This is a genomic window from Pseudoxanthomonas winnipegensis, assembly GCF_030322905.1.
Classification (GTDB): domain Bacteria; phylum Pseudomonadota; class Gammaproteobacteria; order Xanthomonadales; family Xanthomonadaceae; genus Pseudoxanthomonas_A; species Pseudoxanthomonas_A winnipegensis.
The window spans coordinates 2,971,023-2,992,934 of record NZ_CP095475.1 but is presented as its reverse complement, the minus strand read 5'-3'; the positions used below and the strand labels follow the sequence as shown (position 1 = coordinate 2,992,934).

Here is a 21,912-nt window from a genome sequence, read left to right as displayed (position 1 = left end):
GGCGTCAGCGCGCCGCGGTCAGCGGGGTCGCGGCGGCCTGCAGCTGCGGCCAGCGGGCCAGCACCGCGCGGCGGATGCCGGCCACGTCCAGCCCGGCTTCGGCCAGCAGCTGTTCGCGGCTGGCGTGGTGCTGGAAGGCGTCGGGCAGGCCCAGGTGCAGCATCGGCACGGCCAGGCCCTCGGCGTTGAGCAGTTCGGCCACGCCCGAGCCCGCGCCGCCGGCCACCACGTTGTCCTCCAGGGTCAACAGGCCGTCGTGGCTGCGTGCCAGTTCCAGCACCAGCTCGCGGTCCAGCGGCTTGATGAAGCGCATGTTGACCACGGTCAGGCCCAGCTCGCGCGCGACCTGCTCGGCGGCCGGCACGATGGCGCCGAAGGCCAGCAGCGCGACCTGCCGGCCGCGCTGGCGCAGCTGTGCCTTGCCGATCGGCAGCGTGTCCAGCGTAGGCTCGACCGCCACGCCGGGGCCGGTGCCGCGCGGGTAGCGCACCGCGGCCGGGCCGGGATGGCGGAAGCCGGTGGACAGCATCTGCCGGCACTCGTTCTCGTCGGCCGGCGCCATGATCACCATGTGCGGCACGCAGCGCAGGAAGCTCAGGTCCAGGTTGCCCGCATGCGTGGCGCCGTCCGGGCCGACCACGCCGCCGCGGTCGATGGCGAACAGCACGTCCAGCTGCTGGATCGCCACATCGTGCACCAGCTGGTCGTAGGCGCGCTGCAGGAAGGTCGAGTAGATCGCCACCACCGGCTTGGCGCCGTCGCAGGCCATGCCCGCGGCCAGCGTCACCGCGTGCTGTTCGGCGATGGCCACATCGAAATAGCGATCGGGGAATTCCTTGGAGAAGCGCACCAGCCCCGAGCCCTCGCGCATGGCCGGCGTGATGCCCAGCAGCAGCGGATCGGCGGCGGCCATGTCGCACAGCCAGTCGCTGAAGACGTCGGTGTAGGTGGACTTCTTGGCGGGCGCCACGGTGGGCAGGCCCTTGGTCGGGTCGAAGGGGCCGACCGCGTGATAGCCGATCTGGTCGCCCTCGGCGCGCTCGTAGCCCTTGCCCTTGGTGGTGATCACGTGCAGCAGCTGCGGCCCCTTGAGGCCCTTGAGCGTCTTCAGCGCGCCGACCAGCGCCGGCACGTCATGGCCGTCGATCGGGCCGGTGTAGTGGAAGCCCATCTGCTCGAACAGCGTGGACGGCACGAACATGCCCTTCCAGTGCTCCTCCCAGCGCCGCATGAAGCGCGCCGGCGGCTTGCGCTTGTCGCCGAGCAGCTTCTTGCCGCCCTCGCGCAGCGCGTTGAGCGTGCGCGAGGAGCTCATCCGCCCCAGCAGCTGGGTCAAGGCGCCGACGTTCTCGGAGATCGACATCTGGTTGTCGTTGAGGATCACCAGCAGGTCGGGCTCCTCCTCCATGCCGCCGGCATGGTTGAGCGCCTCGAAGGCCATGCCCGCGGTCATCGCGCCGTCGCCGATCACCGCCACCGTGCGGCGGCCGTTGCCGGCGCGCGCGTTGGCGATGGCCATGCCCAATGCGGCCGAGATCGAGGTCGACGAATGGCCGACGCCGAAGGTGTCGTACTCGGATTCCTCGCGCTTGGGGAACGGCGCCACGCCATCGGCCTGCTTGACCGTGTGTATCGCATCGCGGCGGCCGGTGAGGATCTTGTGCGGATAGGTCTGATGGCCGACGTCCCAGACCAGGCGGTCGTTGGGCGTCTCGTACAGATAGTGCACGGCGACGGTCAGCTCGATCACGCCCAGGCCGGCGGCGAAATGGCCGCCGCTCCGGCCGACCGACTCGATCAGGTAGGCGCGCAGCTCGTCGGCGATGGCGGTCAGCTCGGCCTCGTCGAAGCGGCGCAGGTCGGCGGGCGTCTCGATCCTTGACAGGCGGGGATAGCGGGTAGCGTCGATCATCGTGGCCGTCGGCAATGCAGTTGCGCATTTTCCTCCCCCGGGAAGGGAGGGGCAAGCAAGGCGGTCAGTCTGGGATTACCCAACGGCGCGGAATGTGAAGTATCGGCCGCAAGGCTGGCGTCGGCCTTCAGGCCGACAGGCGCGAGCGCTTGGGCAGGTGCGTCTTCAGGAAGGCCATCTGGTCGGCCAGGATGTTGCGGTTGGACAGGATCAGGTGCTCGATCCAGCTCGGCCGGTAGGGCACGGCCAGCAGCGGCATGTGCGCCTGCTGCGGGGTGCGGTTGGCCTTGCGCGAGTTGCAGTGGAAGCAGGCGCTGACCACGTTTTCCCAGACATCGCGCCCGCCCTTGGACACGGGCAGCACGTGGTCGCGGGTCAGCAGCTGGCGCGAGAAGGTCTGGCCGCAGTACAGGCACAGGTGGTCGTCGCGTGCGAACAGCGCCTGGTTGGTCAGCGCGGGCGTGGGCGAGAGCCCGGCCGCGCGCGCATGGCCGCGCGAGGCGACAATGGGATGCAGCTCGATATAGCTCTGCTGGCCGGTCAGGCGGTTGAGTCCGCCGCGCACGGTCAGGCAGGGATCGCCCAGGGTCCAGGCCACCGCATCGCGCGCGTACAGGCAGGTCGCGTCCTGCCAGTTGATCCAGTCCAGCACGCGACCATGCGCATCCAGCGACAGGAAACGCACGCTGGAAGGACGCGCCAGTGCGGAGAGAGAGGCGGGGAGGCCATCGGCCGGGGACGATGCTTCCGGCAGGGCGCCGTCGATCAGGACCGGGTTGCCGGAGTCGTCCGAATGAAGCTGAGCGGTGTCTGCTTCCATCGGGGAAACAGCTTATACCCGATGGATGACGAATTGTGTACTGGCCCCAATGCAGCGCGCTCCGGAGTTTCCCCGGAGCGCGCTGGCGCGATGCCCTCAGGCGTCGAAGCGTGACGCGTCCATGGCCATCAGCGAGTCGGCACCGGCGCGGATGGCGGCGGCGTGGGACAGCGTGCGCGGCAGGATGCGCGCGTAGTAGAAGCGCGCGGTCTCTAGCTTGGCCTGCTTGAAGGCCGCATCGTGCTGCGAGGCCTGCGCGGCCACCACGCTGCGCGCCCACCAGTAGGCCAGCACGACATAGCCCGAATAGAACAGGTAGTCGGTGCTGGCCGCGCCCAGTTCCTCCGGATTGGCCGCCGCGCGCTTGAGCACGTCCTGGGTCAGCGCGCCCCATTCGGCGGCCTTCTCGCGCAACGGGCCGAGGAACTCGGCCACCGCCGCATCGTCCTGGTAGGCGCTGGCGAACTGCTCGATCAGACCCAGGAACAGCTTCAGCCCGGCCGCGCCGCTGGCGGCGGTCTTGCGTCCGATCAGATCCAGCGACTGGATGCCGGTGGTGCCTTCGTAGAGGGTGGTGATGCGCGCATCGCGGGCCAGCTGCTCCATGCCGTGCTCGTGGATGTAGCCATGGCCACCGAAGCACTGCAGCGCGTTGTAGGTGTTCTCGATGCTCCACTCGGTCTGGCAGGCCTTGGAGATCGGGGTGAGGAAGCCGGCCAGGATGTCGGCCTGCTCGCGTTCGGCCGGGTCGGTGGCGTGATGGGCGATGTCGACCTGGGTGCCGGCGTGCAGGGCGAGCAGGCGCGCGCCTTCGGTCAGGGCCTTGATCGACAGCAGCATCCGGCGCACGTCGGGGTGGACGATGATCGGGTCGGCCGGCTTGTCGGGGAACTTGGGACCGGACAGCGAGCGGGTCTGCAGACGCTCGCGCGCATAGGTCAGGGCGTTCTGGTAGGCGCGCTCGGACAGGCCGATGCCCTGCAGGCCCACGCCCAGGCGCGCGGTGTTCATCATGGTGAACATGGCCTGCAGGCCCTTGTGCGGCTGGCCGACCAGATAGCCTTCGGCGCCGTCGAAGTTCATCACGCAGGTCACCGAGCCCTTGATGCCCATCTTGTGCTCGATCGAGCCGCAGCGCAGCGCGTTGCGCGCCCCGACCGTGCCGTCGCGGGCGACCTGGAACTTGGGCACCACGAACAGCGAGATGCCCTTGGCCCCGGCCGGCGCGTCGGGCAACTTGGCCAGCACCAGGTGGACGATGTTGTCGACCAGGTCGTGCTCGCCGGCGGTGATGAAGATCTTGGTGCCGGTGATGGCGTAGCGCTCATCGCCCAGCGGCTCGGCGCGGGTGCGCAGCAGGCCCAGATCGGTGCCGCAATGCGGTTCGGTCAGGCACATGGTGCCGGTCCAGCGCCCCTCGACCAGCGGCTTGAGGAACACCTCCTGCTGCCAGGGCTGGCCGTGGAACTTCAGCGCCTCGATCGCCCCGTGCGAGAGCAGCGGGAAGTTGCCCCAGGCCAGGTTGGCGGCGTTGATCATCTCGCCCAGCGGCACGCCCACGGTGTGCGGCAGGCCCTGGCCGCCGAACTCGGTGGCCGCGGTCAGGCCGGTCCAGCCTCCTTGCGCGAACTGGGCATAAGCCTCCTTGAAGCCGGTCGGCGTGGTGACCTCGCCGGTGGCGGCGTCCAGGGTGCAGCCTTCCTCGTCGCCGACGCGGTTGAGCGGGGCCAGCACGGTGGTGGTGAAGCGGCCGGCCTCCTCCAGCACCGCGTCGATCAGCTCGGCGTTGGCGTCCGCGAAGCCCAGCCGGGCGAACAGGGGCTCGACGTCCAGCACGTCGTAGAGGGCGAAACGGACGTCTTTCAACGGGGCGCGGTAGCTGCTCATGCGGATGCTCTTGGTGGCGGCGCGGGCCGCCTCCCGGCCCGCTTCGGCCGCCAAGCATACTACTGCGTATGGAGTGGCGCCGACCCCGCGGCTCCGGCGCGGTGCGGGGACGCGGCGCCGTCAGTCCAGCAGGCCGTGGCGGACCGCGTAGCGCACAAGTTCGGCCGTATTGCGCACCGACAGCTTGTTCAGCACGCGGAAGCGGTGGTTCTCGGCCGTCTTGGTGCTGATGTCCAGGCGCCGGGCGATTTCCTTGGTGGTCTGGCCCTCGACGATGAGGTGGAACACCTCGCGCTCGCGCGAGGTCAGCGCCTGGTAGGGGTCGTCCAGCTCGCGCCCGGGCTGCTGGATCTGCGCGGCCAGGGCGAGCGCGGCCTGCGGGCTGAAGTGGCCCTGGCCGGCGTGCAGGTTGCGCACGGCGGCGATCAGTTCGGCCGTGGCGGCTTCCTTGAGCAGATAGCCGGCGGCGCCGGCGCGCACGGCGTGCAGCACGTATTCGTGCTCCTCGTGCATGGTCAGCACCAGCACGCGCGCCTCGGGGACGTCGCTGCGCAGCCTGCGGATCACGTCGATCCCGTTGAGCCGGGGCATCGAGATGTCCACCACCACCACGTCGGGCTGGCAGGTCTGCGCGGCGGCGACCGCGGCGACGCCGTCGGCGGCCTGGGCCACGACCTGGATGCCGCCGGCTGCCTGCAACAGGCTGGCCAGACTCTCCCGGACCAGGGTGTGGTCGTCGGCCAGCAGGACGCGGATCGGAGCTGTTGGCATGCGGGACCGGTAGGGAGCGATGCCAAATCGTTCGGCGCACGTGACATCCGATGTCCTGCGTTTGTCGTATGCGGACGCGGATTTGTCAATTGGGCGATGGAGTCATTCGCCCGAGAGCGGCACGCGCACCTGCACGCAGGTGCCGGCGCCGGGCGAGGACACCAGCCGGAAACTGCCGCCGCCCAGGCGCAGGCGCTCGCGCAGGCCGCCCAATCCGCTGCCGCCGCTAGTCAGCGCCAGTGCCGGGTCGCAACCCACGCCGTCGTCGACGATCTGCATGTGCGCCCAGTCGTCGTGCGCGACCAGACGCAGCAGGATCGAACGCGAGCGTGCATGCTTGAGCGCGTTGTTGAGCGACTCCTGCGCGGCGCGGAACAGCAGGGTCTGGCGTGCGTCGTCCATCGCCGGCAGCGGGCCGATCTCCAGGCTGACCTGCGGCCCGCCGGCCTCGGACTGGCTGCGCGCCAGCCAGCGCAGCGCGGCCTCCAGGCCCAGGTCGTCCAGGATCGGCGGGCGCAGCAGGCGCGACAGATGCCGGGTGTCCTCCAGGGTCTGGGTGCACAGCGCGATGGCGCTTTCCACCTGCGCGCGCAGCGGCGCCTGCGCCGGCCCCAGCGCGGTGCCGAGCAGGGCCAGGCGATGCTTGAGCACGGTGAGGTTCTGGCCGACGCCGTCGTGCAGCTCGCGCGCCAGGCGCCGACGTTCGTCCTCCTGCACCTTGACCACCGCACGGCCCAGCCGGCGGAACTCGCGCTCGTTGGCTTCCAGCCGGTCGAGCAGGGCCTGGTACCGCGCGGCGTCGTCGGTGCCGCTCATCGCGCACCCGCCTGCGCCGGCAGCCCGGCCAGCAGCGTGCGCCGCGCGGCGTCGGCGGCGGCCTCGGCGCGCGCGGCGGCATCGGTCTGGCCGAGCCGCGCCAGGCGCTGCGCGGCCTGGGCATGCAGATCGGCGGCGAACAGCACATCGCCCCGGCGCAGCAGCTGCTGCGCCTCGCGATAGCGCGCCTGCACCTGCGCATCGGCGCCGTCGCGCAGCGCGCTCAGCAGGAACTGCAGGCGCAGGCCGACATGGCCGAGCCGGGCGATGTCGTCGTCGAGCGCGGCCAGGGCCGCCTCGTCGTGCGCGCCCTGCAGGCGCGCCTGCAGCTGCAGCAGGCGCACGCCGGAGGCATCGGCCAGGCGGGTGGCCTCGGCCAGCGCCTGATGCGCGCCGCGGGCATCGCCGCGCAGGCTGGCCAGCTGCGCCTGCACCAGGGCGCGGGCGGCCTGCTGCTCTTCGGAGACCTCGTCGAACAGCTTGGCGTCCTGTTCCAGCTCGGCCGTGGCCCGCGCCGGCTGCCCGGCCGCCAGCCACAGCTGCGCGCGCAGCACCGCCACATCGGCGCGGCCGCGCTGGTCGTCGCGCTGTTCGAACAGCGTCGCCGCCTGGTCGGCCTGGGCCAGGCCTTCGGCCAGATGCCCCTGCCAGTAGGCCAGCTCGGCCAGGTTGCGGCGGGTGACGGCGACCTCTTCGAACATCTGGTGCGCCTCGGCCGTGCGCAGCGCGGACTGCAGCCGGGTGGCCGCGTCCTGCCACTGGCCGCGCGCGGTGGCCAGCAGGCCGAGGTTCTGTTCGATGCGCACCTGGCCGGTGACATCGTCCAGCGCGCGGTAGGCCGAGGCGGCCTGCTGCCAAAAAGCAGCTGCACTGTCGTAGTCGCCGAGCTGGAAGTTGGCGAAGCCGATGTTGTTGTAGGTCTGCGCCGTGCCGCGCGCATTGCCGACCTGCTGCCAGGCCTGCAGGGCGTCGCGGAAGGCCTGCAGCGCCTGCGCGTAGTCGCCGCGCTCCTCGGCCAGCAGGCCGGCTTCGTTGTGGGTGGCGGCCAGGCCGCCGCGGTCGCCCAGCGCCTGATAGAGGGCGCGCGCCTGCTCGAGACGGGCCGCGGCGCCGGCGAAGTCGCCGCGCACGCTGGCGATGCCGGACAGGTTGCGCAGGCTGGTGGCCACGCCGCGGCGGTTGCCGACCTGGGTACGCAGGTCGACCGCGCGGGTGTACTGCTCCTCGGCGGCCTTGCTCTGGCCCAGGCGGCCATAGCCGACGCCAAGCGCGTTGACGGTCTCCGCCTCGCCGGCCAGGTCGCGGCCGCGGCGGAACAGCAGCTGGGCGCGCAGCAGATAGTCGTCCACGGCCTTGGCGGCGTCGCCGGCGAGGATGGACTGCTTGCCCAGCTCGAACCACACCCGCGGGTCGTTCGGGTCGCGCTTGCTCAGGGCCAGCAGCCGCGCGCGCGCCGCATCGCCCTTGCCTGCCGCGGCCTGGGCGCGCGCCAGGTCGAGCTGGGCCTGGGCATCGTCGGGCCTGGCGTCGGCGATGGCCTGCCATACCGTCAGCGCGGCCTCCGCATCGCCCTCGGCGCTGGCGCGCATGGCGCTGAGCATCTGCGCGCTGCGCGGCCAGGTCTTGGAGTCGAACGGCCGTGCCAGCAGGGCATCGGCCTGATCGTCCTCGCCGATCGCCTCGGCGGCGCGCACCTGTTCCAGGCGCAGCGGCAGCACGTCTGGCGCGGCGTCGGTCGCCTGGGTCAGGGCCGCAAGGCGCGGCGCGCCCTGGCTCTGCGCACGCGCGATGCCGGCCCGGCCCAGGGCCTGCAGCGCGGCGTCCGGCGGCGGGGCGGGCCAGGGTGCGGGATCGAGGCCGAGCGCCGCGCCCACCGTCGTCAGCCAGCCGGCCGCCGCGGCGCTGGCCGTGCCGGCGATCGGACCTTCCAGCGTACGCGTGCCGCCGTCCGCACCGTCCAGCATGGCGCTGAGACGCCAGCCCTGCGCGTCGTGTCGCATGCGCGGGGCGAGCACTTGGCGCGCGGCGGCCGCGCGGCGCAGCGCGGGCAGATCCGGTCTGGCCTGGCCGGTCGGGTCGACCGAGCGCAGCGCCTGCAACGTCCGACACGCATCGACCACGGCCGTGCGCGCTTCCAGCGCATCGCGCAGCCAGGCGCCGAGACCTTCGCGCAGGACCGGGTCGAGGTCGCCGGCCAGCGGCAGCACCAGCGTGCGCGCCAGCGGCGCGACGACCGGGGCCTCGGCCACGGCCGGCGCACGCGCGTGCTTCCACGACCAGCCGGCCCAGCCGATCAGCACCAAGACGACCACCGCGGCCGCCACCAGCGCGATGCGTCGCCAGCCCGGGGCCTCCCGTTCCACATGGCGCCGGTCGATGGCGGCGACCACCTGGGCTGCGTCCTGCAGGCGCGCACGCGGCTGCGAACGCAGCAGCCGGTCGACCAGCCGCACGACCCACGGCGGCGTCTCCGGGCGCGCGCGGCTGACTGGTTCGGGCGTGCGCAGCATGCGCTGGGCCAGCACCTCGGCCATGGTGCCGTTGGCGAAGGGCAGCTGCCCGGTCAGCATCTCGTGCAGGATCAGCCCCAGCGCGTACAGGTCGCTGCGCGGGTCGACCGTCTCGCCGCGCGCCTGCTCCGGCGAGAGGTAGTCCGGCGTGCCCACGATCGCGCCCGAATGCCGCGTCAACCCGCTGCTGGCCATCGAGCGGGCGACGCCGAAATCGTTGATCGAGGCATTGCCCTCCGCATCGAGCAGCACGTTGGCCGGCTTGAGATCGCGGTGGACCACGGCGCGCGCATGCGCGGCCTGCAGGCCCAGCGCGATCTGCCGCGCGATGGACAGGGCGCGTTCGACGGGCAGCGGGCCTTCGCGCGCGAGCAGGGACTCGAGCGATTCGCCCGCCACGTAGTCCATGCTGATCAGCCAGCGGCCCTGGTGTTCGGCCAGGTCGTGGATGCGTACCACGTGCGGGCTGGAGACCTGGCGCGCCAGCAGCAGCTCCTGGCGGAAGCGCTCGAAGACCTGCGGCCGCTCGGCCAGCTCCGGGCGCAGCACCTTGATGGCGACCGGGACTTCCAGGGTCAGGTCGTTGGCCAGGTAGACCATGCCCATGCCGCCCATGCCGAGCAGGCGCTCGACGCGGAAGCGGCCGGCCAGCACCTGCCCGCTCGCCAGGACGTCGTGCAGGTGCAGGCCGGTGGCGGTGGGCGCGTCGGACATCAGGCCGAGGCGTGGTCGGTGCGGTCGCGCGCGCCGCGTGCGACCAGCCACAGCGCGCAGCGCTCGCAGAAGGCCTGCAGCAGTTCCATGTCCAGGGCGGTGATGGCCGCGCCGGGGCGCGTGCTGTCAGCGTACAGCGCGCCGATCACACGCTCGCCGTCGCACAGCGGCAGGCAGGCCAGCGCGCTGATGCCGGAGGCCATCACCGATTCGCGCGTGGACAGCCAGGGCAGGTGGCCGATGTCGTGGGCCACGGTGCCCAGGCCCTGCTCGAGCGCGCGCTGCAGCGCGCCGGTGCTGCCGCCGAAGTCGCGCGGGCTGCGCGTGCCGCAGGCGGCGGCCACGCGCGGCGCCTCCGGCCCGGCCAGCACTAGATAGCCGCGGTCGCACTGGGCCAGTTCGGTCACGGCATGGACGCTGGCGCTGAGCATGTCGTCCAGATCCAGCGCCTGGCCGACGCCATGGGTGAGGGCGGTGGCGCGCGTGCGGCGAGCCTGGGCGCGGCCGGCCTCGCGCGCGGCGTCCTCGTCCCCCAGCGGGGTGAACTCGACGTAGATGTCGCCGAAGCGCAGCCAGGCCGCGCCGGCCAGCCGCGCCGGCGCTTCCACGCGCAGGCTGTCGCGGAAGCTGCCGTTCTTGCTGCCCAGATCGTTCAACTCCCAGCCCAGCCCGTCGCTGCAGAGCCGGGCGTGGCTGCGCGAGACCGAGGGGTGGGAGAGCTGCAGGCCGTTGCCCTCGGCGCGGCCGATGGTCAAGGCCGCGCCTTCCTGCAGCAGCAGCGAAGGCGCGGGCGCATCGGGCAGGTAGGCGATCAGGCGTGCGGGCATTGCGCGAGCGTAAAGCAATGCGGCGCTGCTAAAGCGCCCGAAGAGCGTGTCATGGGCTTTGAAGTGAGTGCGAAGCCGCCTGGGGCGCGTCGAGTCAAGGCGCGCGCCGCCGCCCAGGCTGGCCGCCTGGGCAAGGTGCGCAACACAGGATCGGCGCGCCCCAGGCGACTTCCCGGAGGGTTGGCCATCAGCGGCACGGAGCCGGCGCCGCGCGGCTTACCTTGGCGCTCAGCCAAGGCTGCGCCACGCGACACCGGCTCCGCACCGCTGATGGCCAACGCATCTCACGTCAAAGCCCATGACACGCTCTAAGGATCGTAAAGGCGCTGATAGTCGATCGAGAAGCGCAGGGTGGCCGCGCCCGCCAGCAGCGCGCCGGCCGGATTGCCGGCATGGTCGCCGGCGCTCCACACCTGCGGGATGCCGGTGCCGGCCTGCGCGGAGACGCGTTCGCGGAAGCTGTCCACCGCCACGGTCGCGGCGGTGAAGTCGCCGGCGGCCAGCGCGGCGGTGATCGTGTCCAGATAGCCGTCCAGTGGGCCCGCCTGCGGCGGCGGCAGGGCATCGACCAGCTCGCGCAGTTTGCCCAGCTTGTCGGCCACGACGGCGTGGGTGGGGCGCAGGTCGCTGACCAGCAGGAACTGCGAGAACCCGTCGGTGGTGCCGCGTGAGCGCACGCTGCCGGGGGAGATTTCGTCGGTGATGTCGCGGAACGCGCCCCCCAGCGGGGCCTTGAACAGGCGCAGCGTCGAGCCGGCGGTGTAGGGCAGCACGTGGGTGTGCAGCTCCACGCGCACCAGCTTCTTGAAGCTTAAGCCCCCGGCTACCGGCGGTTCGACCGTGATCAGCAGCGGCAGCGGCTGGATCGGCTGGACCCCGGTGCCGGGCAGCCGCGCGGTCAGCGCGCCGAGTTCCGGCCCGGTCAGCAGCCGCGCGCTGATGCCCAGGTTCTCGGCGCTGAGGTTGCTGGCCTGGTCGAAGTTGATGGTCAGGTCGGCCAGCGGTGCGTTCGGCGCTCCGATGGCGACGGTGGCGGTGTCGCCGGCGATGGCCACGTTGACCGGCACGGTCTGGGCGGCGGCGGCCCCCGAGAGCAGCAACCCGGCGACCAGCAGCAGGCGAGATGCGAACAGCGGGAATCGAGTCATGGCGCGAACCTTGTCGATGGCGTGCAGCCGGTCCTGCACCGGCTGCGGGCGGAAGGCCCCTCGGGGGCCAGTGGTCAGGATCATAACCAGCCAAGAACAGGGATGCGCATCACTGAGGGTTTTTACCCAGGTCCGCTGGGGGCAATACCGGATTGGCGGGCCCCGACCCGGGCGGGCAACGTGTGGTCACCCCGTTACGGGTCCCACTTTCCGGAGCCACGCACATGTCCCTGTCCCGCCCCGTTCTCTCCCTGAGCGTCTGTGCAGTCCTCGGCGCCATGGGCGCCTTCTCCACCGCCCACGCCGCCGCGCGCCTGGACGCGCAGCTGCAGTCCAAGATCGCCAGCGCCGCGGCCGACGCGCCGCTGCAGGTGGTCATCACCTACAAGCAGAGCACCGCGCCGACCGCCTCGCAGCTGGCCGACCTCAAGGCGCTGGGCATCACCGAGGGTGTGAGCATGCGCAAGCTGCCCATCGCCGGTGCCGTGGCCACGCCGGCCGAGATCAAGGCGCTGGCCGCGCGCGACGACGTGGCCTCGATCTACTACAACGCGCCGCTGAAGTACTACGACGCCGAGGCCAGGGAGATCACCGGCGTCGAGCGCGCCTACGACAACCCGGGCGACTTCGGCCGTGCCTTGCCCTACAGCGGCCGCGGCGTGGGCGTGATGATCAACGACTCGGGCATCGACGGCACCAACAGCGACGTGGCCTATGGCACGCATGTGGTGCAGAACGTGCTGGCCAACACCAACCTGGCCACCTTCGACTCGATGCTGCCGATCACCTACGTGGAGAACGTGCCCAACACCGATCTGGGCTCGGGCCATGGCACGCACTGCGCCGGCATCGTCGGCGGCACCGGTGGTCATTCCAATGGCGTGTACCGGGGTGCGGCGCCGGGCGCCAGCCTGGTCGGCTATGGCTCGGGCGCGGTGCTGCTGATCCTCGATGCGGTCGGCGGCCTGGACTACGCGCTGGTGAACCAGTTCAGCTTCAAGGACCCGATCCGCGTGGTCAGCAACTCCTGGGGCACCTCGGGCAAGTTCGATCCCACCGATCCGGTAACGGTCTCCACCTACGAGCTGTACAAGCACGGCATCGTCAGCGTGTTCGCCGCCGGCAACGACGGCCCCAGCGAGGACACCCACAACCCCTACGCGCAGGCGCCGTGGGTGATCTCGGTGGCGGCCGGCGAGAAGGACGGCGTGCTGACCAGTTTCTCCTCGCGCGGCAAGCGGGGCGAGAGCGGCACCTTCACCATGGCCGACGGCAAGCAGTGGACCTACTTCAACGAGCCGACCATCACTGCGCCGGGCGTGGACATCATCTCCACTCGCGCGCTGACCGGTGCGCTGCCGCCGCTGGCCGCGCAGGAGGATGTGGCCACGCTGTCTCCCGCGCAGCTGCCGTTCTACACGGTGATGAGCGGCACCTCGATGGCGACCCCGCACGTGGCCGGCATCATCGCGCTGATGCTGGAGGCCAATCCGGACCTGACGCCCGCCCAGGTCAAGGACATCCTGGAGCGCACCGCGACCAACATCCCGGGCCGCGCCTACTGGGAAGCCGGCGCCGGCTATGTCAACGCCTACGATGCGCTGCAGGAAGCCGCCAAGCTTCGCTCGGGCTATGGCAGCACGGTCAACTCGCTGAAGACCTTCAACAGCAACGCGCTGCTGTCGCCGGGCAGCTCGCAGCCGTTCGAGGTGCTGTTCACGCCGGTGGGCGAGCCGCAGTACCAGACCTTCGAGGTCGGCGACAACGTGGCCTGGGTCAGTGCCAGCGCGACCATGACCGGCCCGACCGCCGCCCTGGTGCTGACCGATCCGGACGGCGAGCGCTACGGTTCGTCCATCGCGCTGCCGGTGCTGGGCAGCACGGTCAAGGCGAGCGCGCCGGGCAAGAAGGGCACCTGGAAGATCAGCGTCAGCGGCATCGGCTCGATCGGCGGCGTGGCGGTCGATCCGCTGCGCGTCACCAATGGCGTGTCGGCGCCTGGTGTGGTGTCGGGCACGATCGAGTTCATCAACAGCGCCGGCTTCAGCGGCCTGAAGGATGTGCCGACCTCCAGCGCCTACCGCGGTGCGGTGGAGTACGCGGTCTCCAACCGTCTGATGGACGGTTCTTCCAACGGCAACTTCCGTCCCAGCGATGCGCTGACGCGTGCCGAGCTGGCGCAGTATCTGGTCATGGGGGCCGGTATTCGCCAGTCGCTGCCGGCGCCGGGCAAGGTCAGCTTCACCGGCCTGTCGACCAAGGACCCGAGCTATGCGGCGGCCGAGGCGGTGGTGGCCAAGGGGGCGGTGCTGCGTGATCTGTCGCAGAGTCAGGCCGGGGTGATGGGCCTGGTCAACGGCAACTTCAAGCCGGCCGACAAGGTCACCAAGCTGCAGCTGGCCTACTCGCTGGTGCAGTCGCTGGGCCTGCAGGACACGGCGGTGAACTTCAACGGCACGCTGTCGGTCACCTACAACGGCAAGCAGCTGCCGATCGAGGACGTGGGCAGCATCCCGGCCAGCCTGCGTGGCTATGTCCAGTCGGCGCTGGACAACGGCATCCTCAACGCGCGCTACACCGTGACCCAGGGGGCCACGGATCTGCAGCCGACGCTGCACGCCTACTTCGATCCGACCAGCCTGGTCACGCGCGGCGCCTACGCGGTCACTGCCGGGCGCTTCCTGGACGTCAATCGTCAGGCTGAGAACTGATTCGACCTGAGGCTTTGTGCTGCTGCGCCTTGGATGGCGCGAGAAACGCCCCGCCTAGCGCGGGGCGTTTTTTTGAGTTAAGCGACTATGGCGAGTAGCCCTCATCGGCTTCGGAAGGGGGCAGCGGTCCGGCGCCGGAGGCCGCTTGTCCCTCGATCGAGGATGGCCGGCGGCGGCGCTTGCATGCGAAGAATCCTCGCGGTTTGCCGACCCGATCCCGGTAGGAGCCGCCATGGCGGCGATGAGGCTCTACCGAGAAAGCCTCATCGCCGCCATTGGCCAAAAACGGCCACAAGGGCGGCTCCCCCCAGTAGAGCGGAGCTCGCTACGCTGGGGCCTTTCCCCATCAACCGAACGAAGAGCAGCGGAGTCCCCAAAAGGGGATCGCCACAAGCTCCGCTCTACAGGCAGGTCGCTGTGAGACTTGAGGAGACGGTTGCTCCCACCGAAGCAGGAGGCGCAGTCAGACTTTCCCAAGCGTCAGCCGTGAAGGATTCACCGAGCCATGAGCCGCGCCCGGCCGGACAAGCTGCTCGGTGAAATCCGCTTTACCGTCTCAAAACGTTCCAGCGAAGCACCGCTGCTCAGCGCAGCACGCCGGCCAAACCCGGCGCGGCGCTCAGGCTGCTGTGCATGTCCAGCTCGAAGCTGCGCAGGCTCTGGTCCTCGGGCGTTGCGCGCACCGTGCCCTTGAGGGTGTAGGGCAGCGGCTGGCCGCTGGCCAGGGCGCCGGCCACGGCCATGCGCGCGTTGGCCGAGGGGGTGAAGTTCACGCCGACCACGTCGGCCGCCTCGGGTCCGATGGTGTAGCCGGGGGTGGCGCGCAGCGGGCCGGCGTCCTGGCCGGCGACGGTCACCGCCAGGTCGATGTCCTCGAAGCGCATCGGGATGCTGCTGTAGTTCTGCACGCGCAGTTCGACCTGCCAGCGCCCGTCGGTGCCGACCGTCACCTGCTGCAGGCTGACGGCCGGTTCGGACACGCGTTTGACCAGGCCGCGGTGGCAGGCGGTCAGGGCGATGGCGCAGAGCAGGAGCAGCAGGAAACGATGGGCACGGGGCATGGGCAGGAACCGGCGTGGTCAGGACGCGGGCGAGGATACACGCGGCCGTGGCCGGCCTTCAGCGCAGGGGCGCGCTGACCATCAGGTCGGACAGGTCGTAGCCGAGCTGGCCGGCGCGCAGCTTGATCGCCTCGAACAGCGTGCGGTCCATGGTCGGCTCGCGCGAAAGGATCCAGAAGTAGTCTCGGCCCGGCTCGCCGACCACGGCCCAGGTGTAGTCCGGGTCCAGGTCGATCACCCAGTAGTCCGCCCACACCCACGGCAGCCAGGACAGCCAGCCGGGCGCGAAGCGCACCTGCAGCTGGCCCGGCTGGCCGGCGACCGGGCGTGCCTCGCCCTCGGCCACGATCTGCTGGCCGTCCTTGCCCTGGCAGGCGTTGCGCACTCCCAGGTGCCCGGCGGCGCGCAGGGTGTAGGTGGCGGTGATCTCGCCTGCGCAGTCTTCCTGGAAGCGGTTGGGCAGGTGGGCGATCTCGTGCCACTGCCCGGCGTAGCGGGAGATGTCGAGCGCGGGCACCGAGGAGAGCGCCGGCTCGGCGGCGGGCGACGAGCCGGGCAGCCACAGCGCCAGCAATGCCAGCCAGGACAGCGGGGTGGGAATGCGGAACATGCGGGCCTCCGTCGGGGACGCCCAGTGTGGCCCAGCGCGGCCTCGCCCGCGAGGCGCTCAGCGCGGCTGCACAGGGTCAGGACGCGGGTGCGCGGCGCGCTTTCGCCTGGCCCGTTCTTGCCGGATAACGGGGCGCGCTGCGGTCATCGAACGGGGAGCTCCATGGACCAGGACTTGGTCGCCATCGTTTTGCCCTGGTTCCACCAGAGCGACTACGACGGGTTTCGCGGACTGGTGCGCGACCGCCAGTGGCACCGCACGTACCAGGCCTGGACACGCGCCGCACCCGATGCGCGAGCCCGCCTGGAGCGTCAGGGGATGCGCGTGGTCCAGATGCCGGTGCGCCTGCACGACTTCAAGGGCTATTGCGAACGAAACGGGCGTCGCCCCAACAGCGAGGCCCTGGTGGACTACTGCAACGCCCTGGCACGGCATTCCCCGGACGCCCAAGTCCCCGCATCGGGCGGGTAGCGGAAGGAGTCGGAGAGCGGCATGCCGCCGACGATCAGCGGTAGCGCGGGGTGCCGTCCGGGGAGATGCTGTCGATGGACTCCAGCAGGCGGCGCATGCGCTCTTCCATGTCCGCGCGCGACACGGACGGGGCGGTGGCGGGAATCGTGCGCAGCAGCGCGCCGTCTGGCCCATAGACCATCAGCACGCCGCGCAGGCAGCGATTCGACGTGTCCACCAGAAACGAGGTCACCACCTCGTAGTCCCCGACCCTGCGTTCCAATCGTTCCCCCGTCGCAGTTGAGCCCAGGCTCCAGCGTAAGCCGGCTCATGCGAAAAACCCGTCACAGTTTGGTGGTGAGCGGGTGACGACGGACAGCGCGATCGCGGGAAGCGAAGTCCGGGCGACGGGGCATCCGGCGCGCTGCCGCCCGCCGCCATCAGGCGCCCGGCTGCGAGGCCGCGCTGGCGTCCGGATGCGACGAGCGCCGCCGCAGCTTGCGCGACAGCCATTCGCCGATGTCGTCGATCAGGGTAAAGGCCGCCGGGATCACGATCAGGCTCAGCAGGGTGGAGGTCACCAGGCCGCCGATCACGGCGATGGCCATCGGCGCGCGGAAGCTGGAATCGCCGGCGAAGCCCAGCGCGATCGGCATCATGCCCGCGCCCATGGCCAGGGTGGTCATGATGATCGGCTGGGCGCGCTTGCGGCAGGCATCGATCAGGGCGTCGTGCTGGCTGAGGCCGTGTTCGTCCTCGGCGATCACCGCGTAGTCCACCAGCAGGATCGAGTTCTTGGTGGCGATGCCGATCAGCATCAGCAGGCCGATCAGTGCCGGCAGCGAGAGCATGTTCTGAGTGAGCAGCAGCGCGCCGAACGCACCGCCCGCGCACAGCGGCACGGCGATCAGGATGGTCAGCGGCATCAGCGCGTGGTTGAACAGCAGCAACAGCACCATGTAGATGCACGCGATGCCGGCGGCCATGGCCAGCAGGAAGCCGACGAACAGTTCCACGAACACCTCCGCATCGCCGGTGTTGAGGAAGCTCACGCCCGGCGGCAGGTGCTGCACGCTGGGCAGCTTCTGCACCGTCTCCATGACATCACCCAGCGGCCGGCCGTTGAGCTCGGCGGTGAGGGTGACGTTGCGCTGGCGCTGGTAGCGCGAGATCTGCGAGGGGCCGCTGCCCAGCTCGATGTCGGCGACCGCCGCCAGCGGCACCGACCCATAGCGGCCGGGTACGCGCAGCTGGCCGATCAGCGCGGGGTTGGACAGCGTGGTCTGCGAGAAGCCGACGCGGATCGGCACCTGGCGATCGGGCAGGTTGAGCTTGGCCAGGCGCTGCTCGTAGTCGCCCGCCGTGGCGATGCGGGCCGCCTCGGCGATGTCGGCGGTGGACACGCCCAGGTCCGCCGCCCGCGCCGGGTTGGGCACGATCTGGATCTCCGGGCGCAGCAGCGAGGCGGTCGAGGTCACGCTGCCCAGCCCCGGGATGTCGCGCAGGTCGCGCTCCAGCGCCAGCGAGGCGTCCTGCAGGTGCTGCGGATCGTCGCCGGACAGCACCAGCTGCAGCAGGTTGCCCGGTTCGGAACTGACATAGCTCACGCGCACGCCGGGCAGATCGGCCAGCCGCGCCCGCGCGTCGCGCTCCAGCGCGCGCTGGTCGCGCTTGCGCGTATCGGCCGCGCCCCAGTCCAGCACCAGGGTCGCCTTGCGCGGATCGGCCACGCCGGTGGTGGAGGGGTCGCCCAGGTCCAGCACGCTGCCCACGGCGGTGTAGACCTGCTTGAGCTCGGGCATGTCCTTGAGCAGGGCGCGCGCGCGTTCGGCCACGGCCACGGTGTCCTCCAGCCGCGTGCCCGGCGGCAGCTCCAGGCTCAGGTTGCTGCGGCCCAGGTCGGACTGCGGGATGAAGGTCGCCGGGATCAGCGGCACCAGCGCCAGCGAGGCCACGAACAGCCCGGCCGCGATCCACAGCGTGCGCCCGCGATGGCGCAGCGCCGCGTCCACCCAGCCCAGGTACCAGGTCATCAGCCGCGACTCGCCCTTCTCCTCGCCATGCGGCTTGAGCAGGTAGGCGGCCATCATTGGCGTGAGCAGGCGCGCGACCAGCAGCGAGAACAGCACGGCGGTGGCCGCGGTCCAGCCGAACTCGCGGAAGAACTTGCCGGCGATGCCCGGCATGAAGGCTACCGGCACGAACACCGCCGCCAGCGTCAGCGAGGTGGCGATGACGGCGTTGCCGATCTCGCCGGCCGCCTCGCGCGCGGCCTCCAGCGGCGGCTTGCCCATGCGCAGGTGGCGCACGATGTTCTCGATCTCCACGATCGCATCGTCGACCAGGATGCCGACCACCACCGACAGCGCCAGCAGGGTGATGATGTTGAGCGTGAAGCCGAACCAGTGCATCACCGCGAAGGTCGGGATGATCGACAGCGGCAGGGCCAGCGCCGAGACCCAGGTCGCGCGCCAGTCGCGCAGGAAGGCCCACACCACCAGCAGCGCCAGCAGCGCGCCTTCGTAGAGCATGGTCATCGACGAATCGTAGGAGCGATGGGTCTCGTCGATGGCCGTGGTGACCAGGCGGAAGTCCACGCCGGGGTGGGACGCCTTGAGCGCGTCCAGCGCCTTGTGCACGCCGGCTTCGACCTTGACCTCGCTGGAGCCGCGTGTGCGCGACATCGAGAAGGCCACCACCTCCTTGCCATCCAGCAGCGCGGCCTGGGTGGGGTCGGCCGCCGCGTCGGTGACCGTGGCCAGCGCCGACAGGCGCACCGAGCGCCCGTCCGGCAGGCTGATCGAGTAGTCGCGCAGCGCCTGCGCGTCGGCGACCGTGCCCAGCGTGCGGATGGTCTGCTGCGCGCCGTCCAGCTCGGCCTTGCCGCCGGCGCGTTCGACCTGGATCTTGGCCAGCTGCTGGGAGACAGCGCCGGCGGTGATGCCGAAGGCGAGCAGGGCGTTGGGATCCAGGTCCACGCGCACCTGGCGCTCGACGCCGCCCACGCGCGTGACCCGCGCCACGCCGGGGACGCCATACATTGCGCGCGAGATCTCGCGGTCGACGAACCAGCTGGCTTCGTCCGGGCTCATCTGCGGGGCGACCAGCGCATAGGTCATCAGCGAGCCGCCGATGTCGACCTTGGAGATCACCGGCTCCTGGATGTCCTGCGGCAGGTCGGTGCGGATGCGGGTGACCGCATCGCGCGTGTCGTCCAGCGCGGTGCCGAGGTCGGCCTCCAGCTGGAACTCGATGCTGGTGGTGCTGACGCCCTCGCTGACCGTGGACATCACGCGCTTGACGTTGTTGATCGTGGCCACCGAGTCCTCGACCTTGCGCGTGACCTCGGCCTCCAGCTGGCTGGGCGAGGCGCCCGGCTGGGTCACCGTGACGGTGGTCATCGGGAAGGCGATGTCGGGGAAGCGCGCGACCGGCAGCGCGTGGAAGCCCCACAGGCCGGCCACGCACAGCACGAAGAACAGCATCAGCGCCGGCAGCGGCCGGCGGATGGCCCAGGCGGAGAAGTTCATGGCGCGCGCGCTCCCTTGCCGGCCTCGACCACGCGCACGCGGTCGCCGTCGCCGAGGAAGCCCGCGCCCTCGGACACGACCTGCTCGCCGTCCTTCAGGCCTTCGACGATCTCGGTGCGGGCCTGCACGGTCTGCCCGGTGCGCACGCGCCGGCGGGCCACGCTGCCCTTGTCCTTGAGCGTGAACACATAGCTGTGGCCGTCGCGCTGGACGATGGCCGCGCTGGGCACCATCAGCGCCTGGCCATCGCCGGTGAGGATGCGGCCTTCGACGAAGGTACCCGGCTTGAGCGGGCCGGGCGCGGGCAGGTCCGCGTACACGGTGCCGGTCCGCGTCTGCGCATCCACGCCAGGGGTCACGGCGCGCACGCGGCCGGCGATCGGCTGGCCGGCATAGGTCAGCGCGACCGGGTTGCCGACGGCCACGTCGGCCAGCTGCGCTTCGGGCAGTTCGGCGCGCCATTCCAGGCGGCCGTCGCGGATCAGGCGCAGCAGCTCGCTGCCGGCCGCGACGACCTGGCCGGGCTGGATCAGCCGCTTGGAGATCACGCCATCGGCGGGCGCACGCAGCTCGGCGAAATCGCGCTGCAGCCGCGCCGCGTCCAGCGCGGCGCGCGCGGTCGCCAGCTGCGCCCGGGCCTGGGTCGCGGTGGCGCGCAGTTCGTCCAGGTCGCTGGCGCTGATCAGCTGCGAGGCCGCGAGCTTCTCGCCACGCGTCTGCTTGGCCTGCGCCAGTTCCAGCGCGGCCTTGGCCTGCTGGGCGGCGGCATCGGCCTGGGCCACCTCGCTGTCGAGCGTGCGGTGGTCCAGCTCCAGCAGGACCTGGCCCCGCTTCACCGTCTGGCCGACATCAACGTTGAGACGGGTGATGCGCTGGCCGCTCAGTTCGACGCCGAGCTGCATTTCCTCATAGGCCGACACCGGGCCGGACACGATCACGCTGCGCGCCAGCGGATAGATGCGCGCCGGCGTCAGGGCAACGGCGAGTGCCGAGGAGCCCTCCACGGGCTTGTCCTTGGCACCGCCACCACAGGCGGCAAACAGGGGCAGGGCGGCGAACAGCAGGGACCAACGCAGGAGTGGCGCACGCATAGAGGAACCAGAGGCAAGAGTGTGGAGTGCTGGCTGGTGCTAGGCGCCGGTCGGCCCGCACATGGCTGATGGAAACAGCGCTGGTCCGGGACGCGTCCCGGGCGAAGTCAGGTTGAGGCGGCGGATTGCCGGCGGATCTGTTGCTCGACCCCGTCCAGGAGCAGGTCGATGCCGTTACGGAAGCGCGCGTCGAAGTTCGGCTCGGCCAGCACCTCGCGCGCCTCCCAGCAGTGCGGGAAGCGCGCCCTGGCCAGTTCGAAGAACGCCTGCTGCACGCCTTCCAGCGCGTCCGGGTCGGTCGGTAGCGACTGCTCCTCGATCACGAAGCCCATGACGTAGTAGACCGAATCCAGCGCCGTGCTCGCGGCGAACGCCACCGGCGCGCCGGCCTGCATCAGCGCCGCGATGGTCGCATCGCCCACGCGCAGCATGTTCTCGGTGGCCAGGAAGGTGCCCGCGAACACGCGCGCGCCATCGCGGTGCGCCTTGAACGCGGTGCGGAACTCGCTTGCGATCTGATGCATCGTGGTCCGCCAGTCCTGTCCTTGTGGGATGTCGCGCGCCACCTCGGCGATCAGCGCATCGGCCAGCGCATCGATCAGCGCCTGCTTGCTCTTGAAGTGCCAATACAGCGACGGCGCACGGACCCCAGATTGCACGCCAGCTTGCGCAGGCTGATGCCCTCCATGCCCGCCTCGTCGAGCTGGCGAAACGCCGCCTGGAGAATGTGGTCCTGCGTAAGCGGGCTGCGCATGGCGTGGCGTGGCATCTAACAGCGTTAGGTTGCGGACTCTAACGGTGTTAGGGCGGGTTGGCAAATGCTTTGCCGAACAGGAAACGTCGAAGAAGACGACGGTTATCGGCTGGCCGCGTGTCTCTCAGCGGTCCTGTGGAGTTCCTTGTGCTGCTGACCAACAGGGCCCTGCGAATTCACCGATCGTCATCGGGCCGTTGGACTAGCGAATGTGGGCCTCATCTTGCCAGCGGCTAGCGCAGTTCGAGATACAAGCACTGACCAACTCAATGGGCGTCGCGTGCCCGTTTCCCGGGGGAG

General features: G+C 70.8%; 16 protein-coding genes. 2 read left to right on the top strand and 14 right to left on the bottom strand.

Annotated elements, in window-relative coordinates:
* Window positions 1-4 precede the first annotated feature (4 nt).
* The 8 genes from dxs to MWN52_RS13165 form a co-directional block, all read right to left on the bottom strand.
* Window positions 5-1,912, bottom strand: coding sequence for a 1-deoxy-D-xylulose-5-phosphate synthase (gene dxs, locus MWN52_RS13200; RefSeq protein ID WP_286574978.1), 1,908 nt, complete (start codon window positions 1,910-1,912; stop codon window positions 5-7).
* A 127-nt stretch (window positions 1,913-2,039) separates the two neighbouring features.
* The gene (locus MWN52_RS13195; RefSeq protein WP_130517689.1) at window positions 2,040-2,615 is read right to left on the bottom strand and encodes an HNH endonuclease; all 576 of its coding nucleotides are present in this window, start codon (window positions 2,613-2,615) and stop codon (window positions 2,040-2,042) included.
* Between the two features lie 213 nt (window positions 2,616-2,828).
* Window positions 2,829-4,619 (bottom strand): acyl-CoA dehydrogenase C-terminal domain-containing protein, encoded by a 1,791-nt coding sequence (locus tag MWN52_RS13190; RefSeq protein ID WP_286574976.1) that lies wholly within the window; start codon window positions 4,617-4,619, stop codon window positions 2,829-2,831.
* Between the two features lie 120 nt (window positions 4,620-4,739).
* Complete coding sequence (locus tag MWN52_RS13185) at window positions 4,740-5,390, bottom strand: response regulator (protein ID WP_130517566.1); 651 nt, start codon at window positions 5,388-5,390, stop codon at window positions 4,740-4,742.
* Window positions 5,391-5,492: 102 nt separating this feature from the next.
* Window positions 5,493-6,206 carry a sensor histidine kinase gene (locus tag MWN52_RS13180; protein ID WP_130517568.1) on the bottom strand — a complete coding sequence of 238 codons (714 nt, stop codon included), beginning with the start codon at window positions 6,204-6,206 and terminating at the stop codon, window positions 5,493-5,495.
* Window positions 6,203-9,430 carry a serine/threonine-protein kinase gene (locus MWN52_RS13175; protein WP_286574975.1) on the bottom strand — a complete coding sequence of 1,076 codons (3,228 nt, stop codon included), beginning with the start codon at window positions 9,428-9,430 and terminating at the stop codon, window positions 6,203-6,205. Before MWN52_RS13175 ends, MWN52_RS13180 begins: the two co-directional genes overlap by 4 nt.
* Window positions 9,430-10,257 carry a GAF domain-containing protein gene (locus tag MWN52_RS13170; protein ID WP_286574974.1) on the bottom strand — a complete coding sequence of 276 codons (828 nt, stop codon included), beginning with the start codon at window positions 10,255-10,257 and terminating at the stop codon, window positions 9,430-9,432. Before MWN52_RS13170 ends, MWN52_RS13175 begins: the two co-directional genes overlap by 1 nt.
* Before the next feature lie 308 nt (window positions 10,258-10,565).
* Window positions 10,566-11,405 (bottom strand): DUF6689 family protein, encoded by an 840-nt coding sequence (locus MWN52_RS13165; protein WP_286574973.1) that lies wholly within the window; start codon window positions 11,403-11,405, stop codon window positions 10,566-10,568.
* A gap of 224 nt (window positions 11,406-11,629) precedes the next feature.
* On the opposite strand from MWN52_RS13165, the gene MWN52_RS13160 reads away from it, so the two are divergent.
* Window positions 11,630-14,116 carry a S8 family peptidase gene (locus MWN52_RS13160; RefSeq protein ID WP_286574972.1) on the top strand — a complete coding sequence of 829 codons (2,487 nt, stop codon included), beginning with the start codon at window positions 11,630-11,632 and terminating at the stop codon, window positions 14,114-14,116.
* A gap of 584 nt (window positions 14,117-14,700) precedes the next feature.
* Here MWN52_RS13160 and MWN52_RS13155 read toward each other — a convergent pair.
* Window positions 14,701-15,177 (bottom strand): LEA type 2 family protein, encoded by a 477-nt coding sequence (locus tag MWN52_RS13155; protein WP_286574971.1) that lies wholly within the window; start codon window positions 15,175-15,177, stop codon window positions 14,701-14,703.
* 58 nt (window positions 15,178-15,235) lie between these two features.
* On the bottom strand, window positions 15,236-15,787 hold the full coding sequence (locus MWN52_RS13150) for a lipocalin family protein (protein ID WP_286574970.1): 552 nt from the start codon (window positions 15,785-15,787) through the stop codon (window positions 15,236-15,238).
* Between the two features lie 162 nt (window positions 15,788-15,949).
* On the opposite strand from MWN52_RS13150, the gene MWN52_RS13145 reads away from it, so the two are divergent.
* The gene (locus tag MWN52_RS13145) at window positions 15,950-16,258 is read left to right on the top strand and encodes a hypothetical protein (RefSeq protein WP_286574969.1); all 309 of its coding nucleotides are present in this window, start codon (window positions 15,950-15,952) and stop codon (window positions 16,256-16,258) included.
* A gap of 34 nt (window positions 16,259-16,292) precedes the next feature.
* Here the strand turns inward: MWN52_RS13145 and MWN52_RS13140 are convergent, their stop codons facing one another.
* The 4 genes from MWN52_RS13140 to MWN52_RS13125 all read right to left on the bottom strand — a co-directional run bounded on the left by MWN52_RS13140 (window position 16,293) and on the right by MWN52_RS13125 (window position 21,517).
* Complete coding sequence (locus MWN52_RS13140; RefSeq protein WP_130561582.1) at window positions 16,293-16,520, bottom strand: hypothetical protein; 228 nt, start codon at window positions 16,518-16,520, stop codon at window positions 16,293-16,295.
* Between the two features lie 157 nt (window positions 16,521-16,677).
* The gene (locus tag MWN52_RS13135) at window positions 16,678-19,767 is read right to left on the bottom strand and encodes an efflux RND transporter permease subunit (protein WP_286574968.1); all 3,090 of its coding nucleotides are present in this window, start codon (window positions 19,765-19,767) and stop codon (window positions 16,678-16,680) included.
* On the bottom strand, window positions 19,764-20,858 hold the full coding sequence (locus MWN52_RS13130) for an efflux RND transporter periplasmic adaptor subunit (protein ID WP_286574967.1): 1,095 nt from the start codon (window positions 20,856-20,858) through the stop codon (window positions 19,764-19,766). The genes MWN52_RS13135 and MWN52_RS13130 overlap by 4 nt, the downstream gene beginning before the upstream one ends.
* 107 nt (window positions 20,859-20,965) lie before the next feature.
* Complete coding sequence (locus MWN52_RS13125; RefSeq protein WP_286574966.1) at window positions 20,966-21,517, bottom strand: TetR/AcrR family transcriptional regulator C-terminal domain-containing protein; 552 nt, start codon at window positions 21,515-21,517, stop codon at window positions 20,966-20,968.
* Window positions 21,518-21,912: the final 395 nt, after the last annotated feature.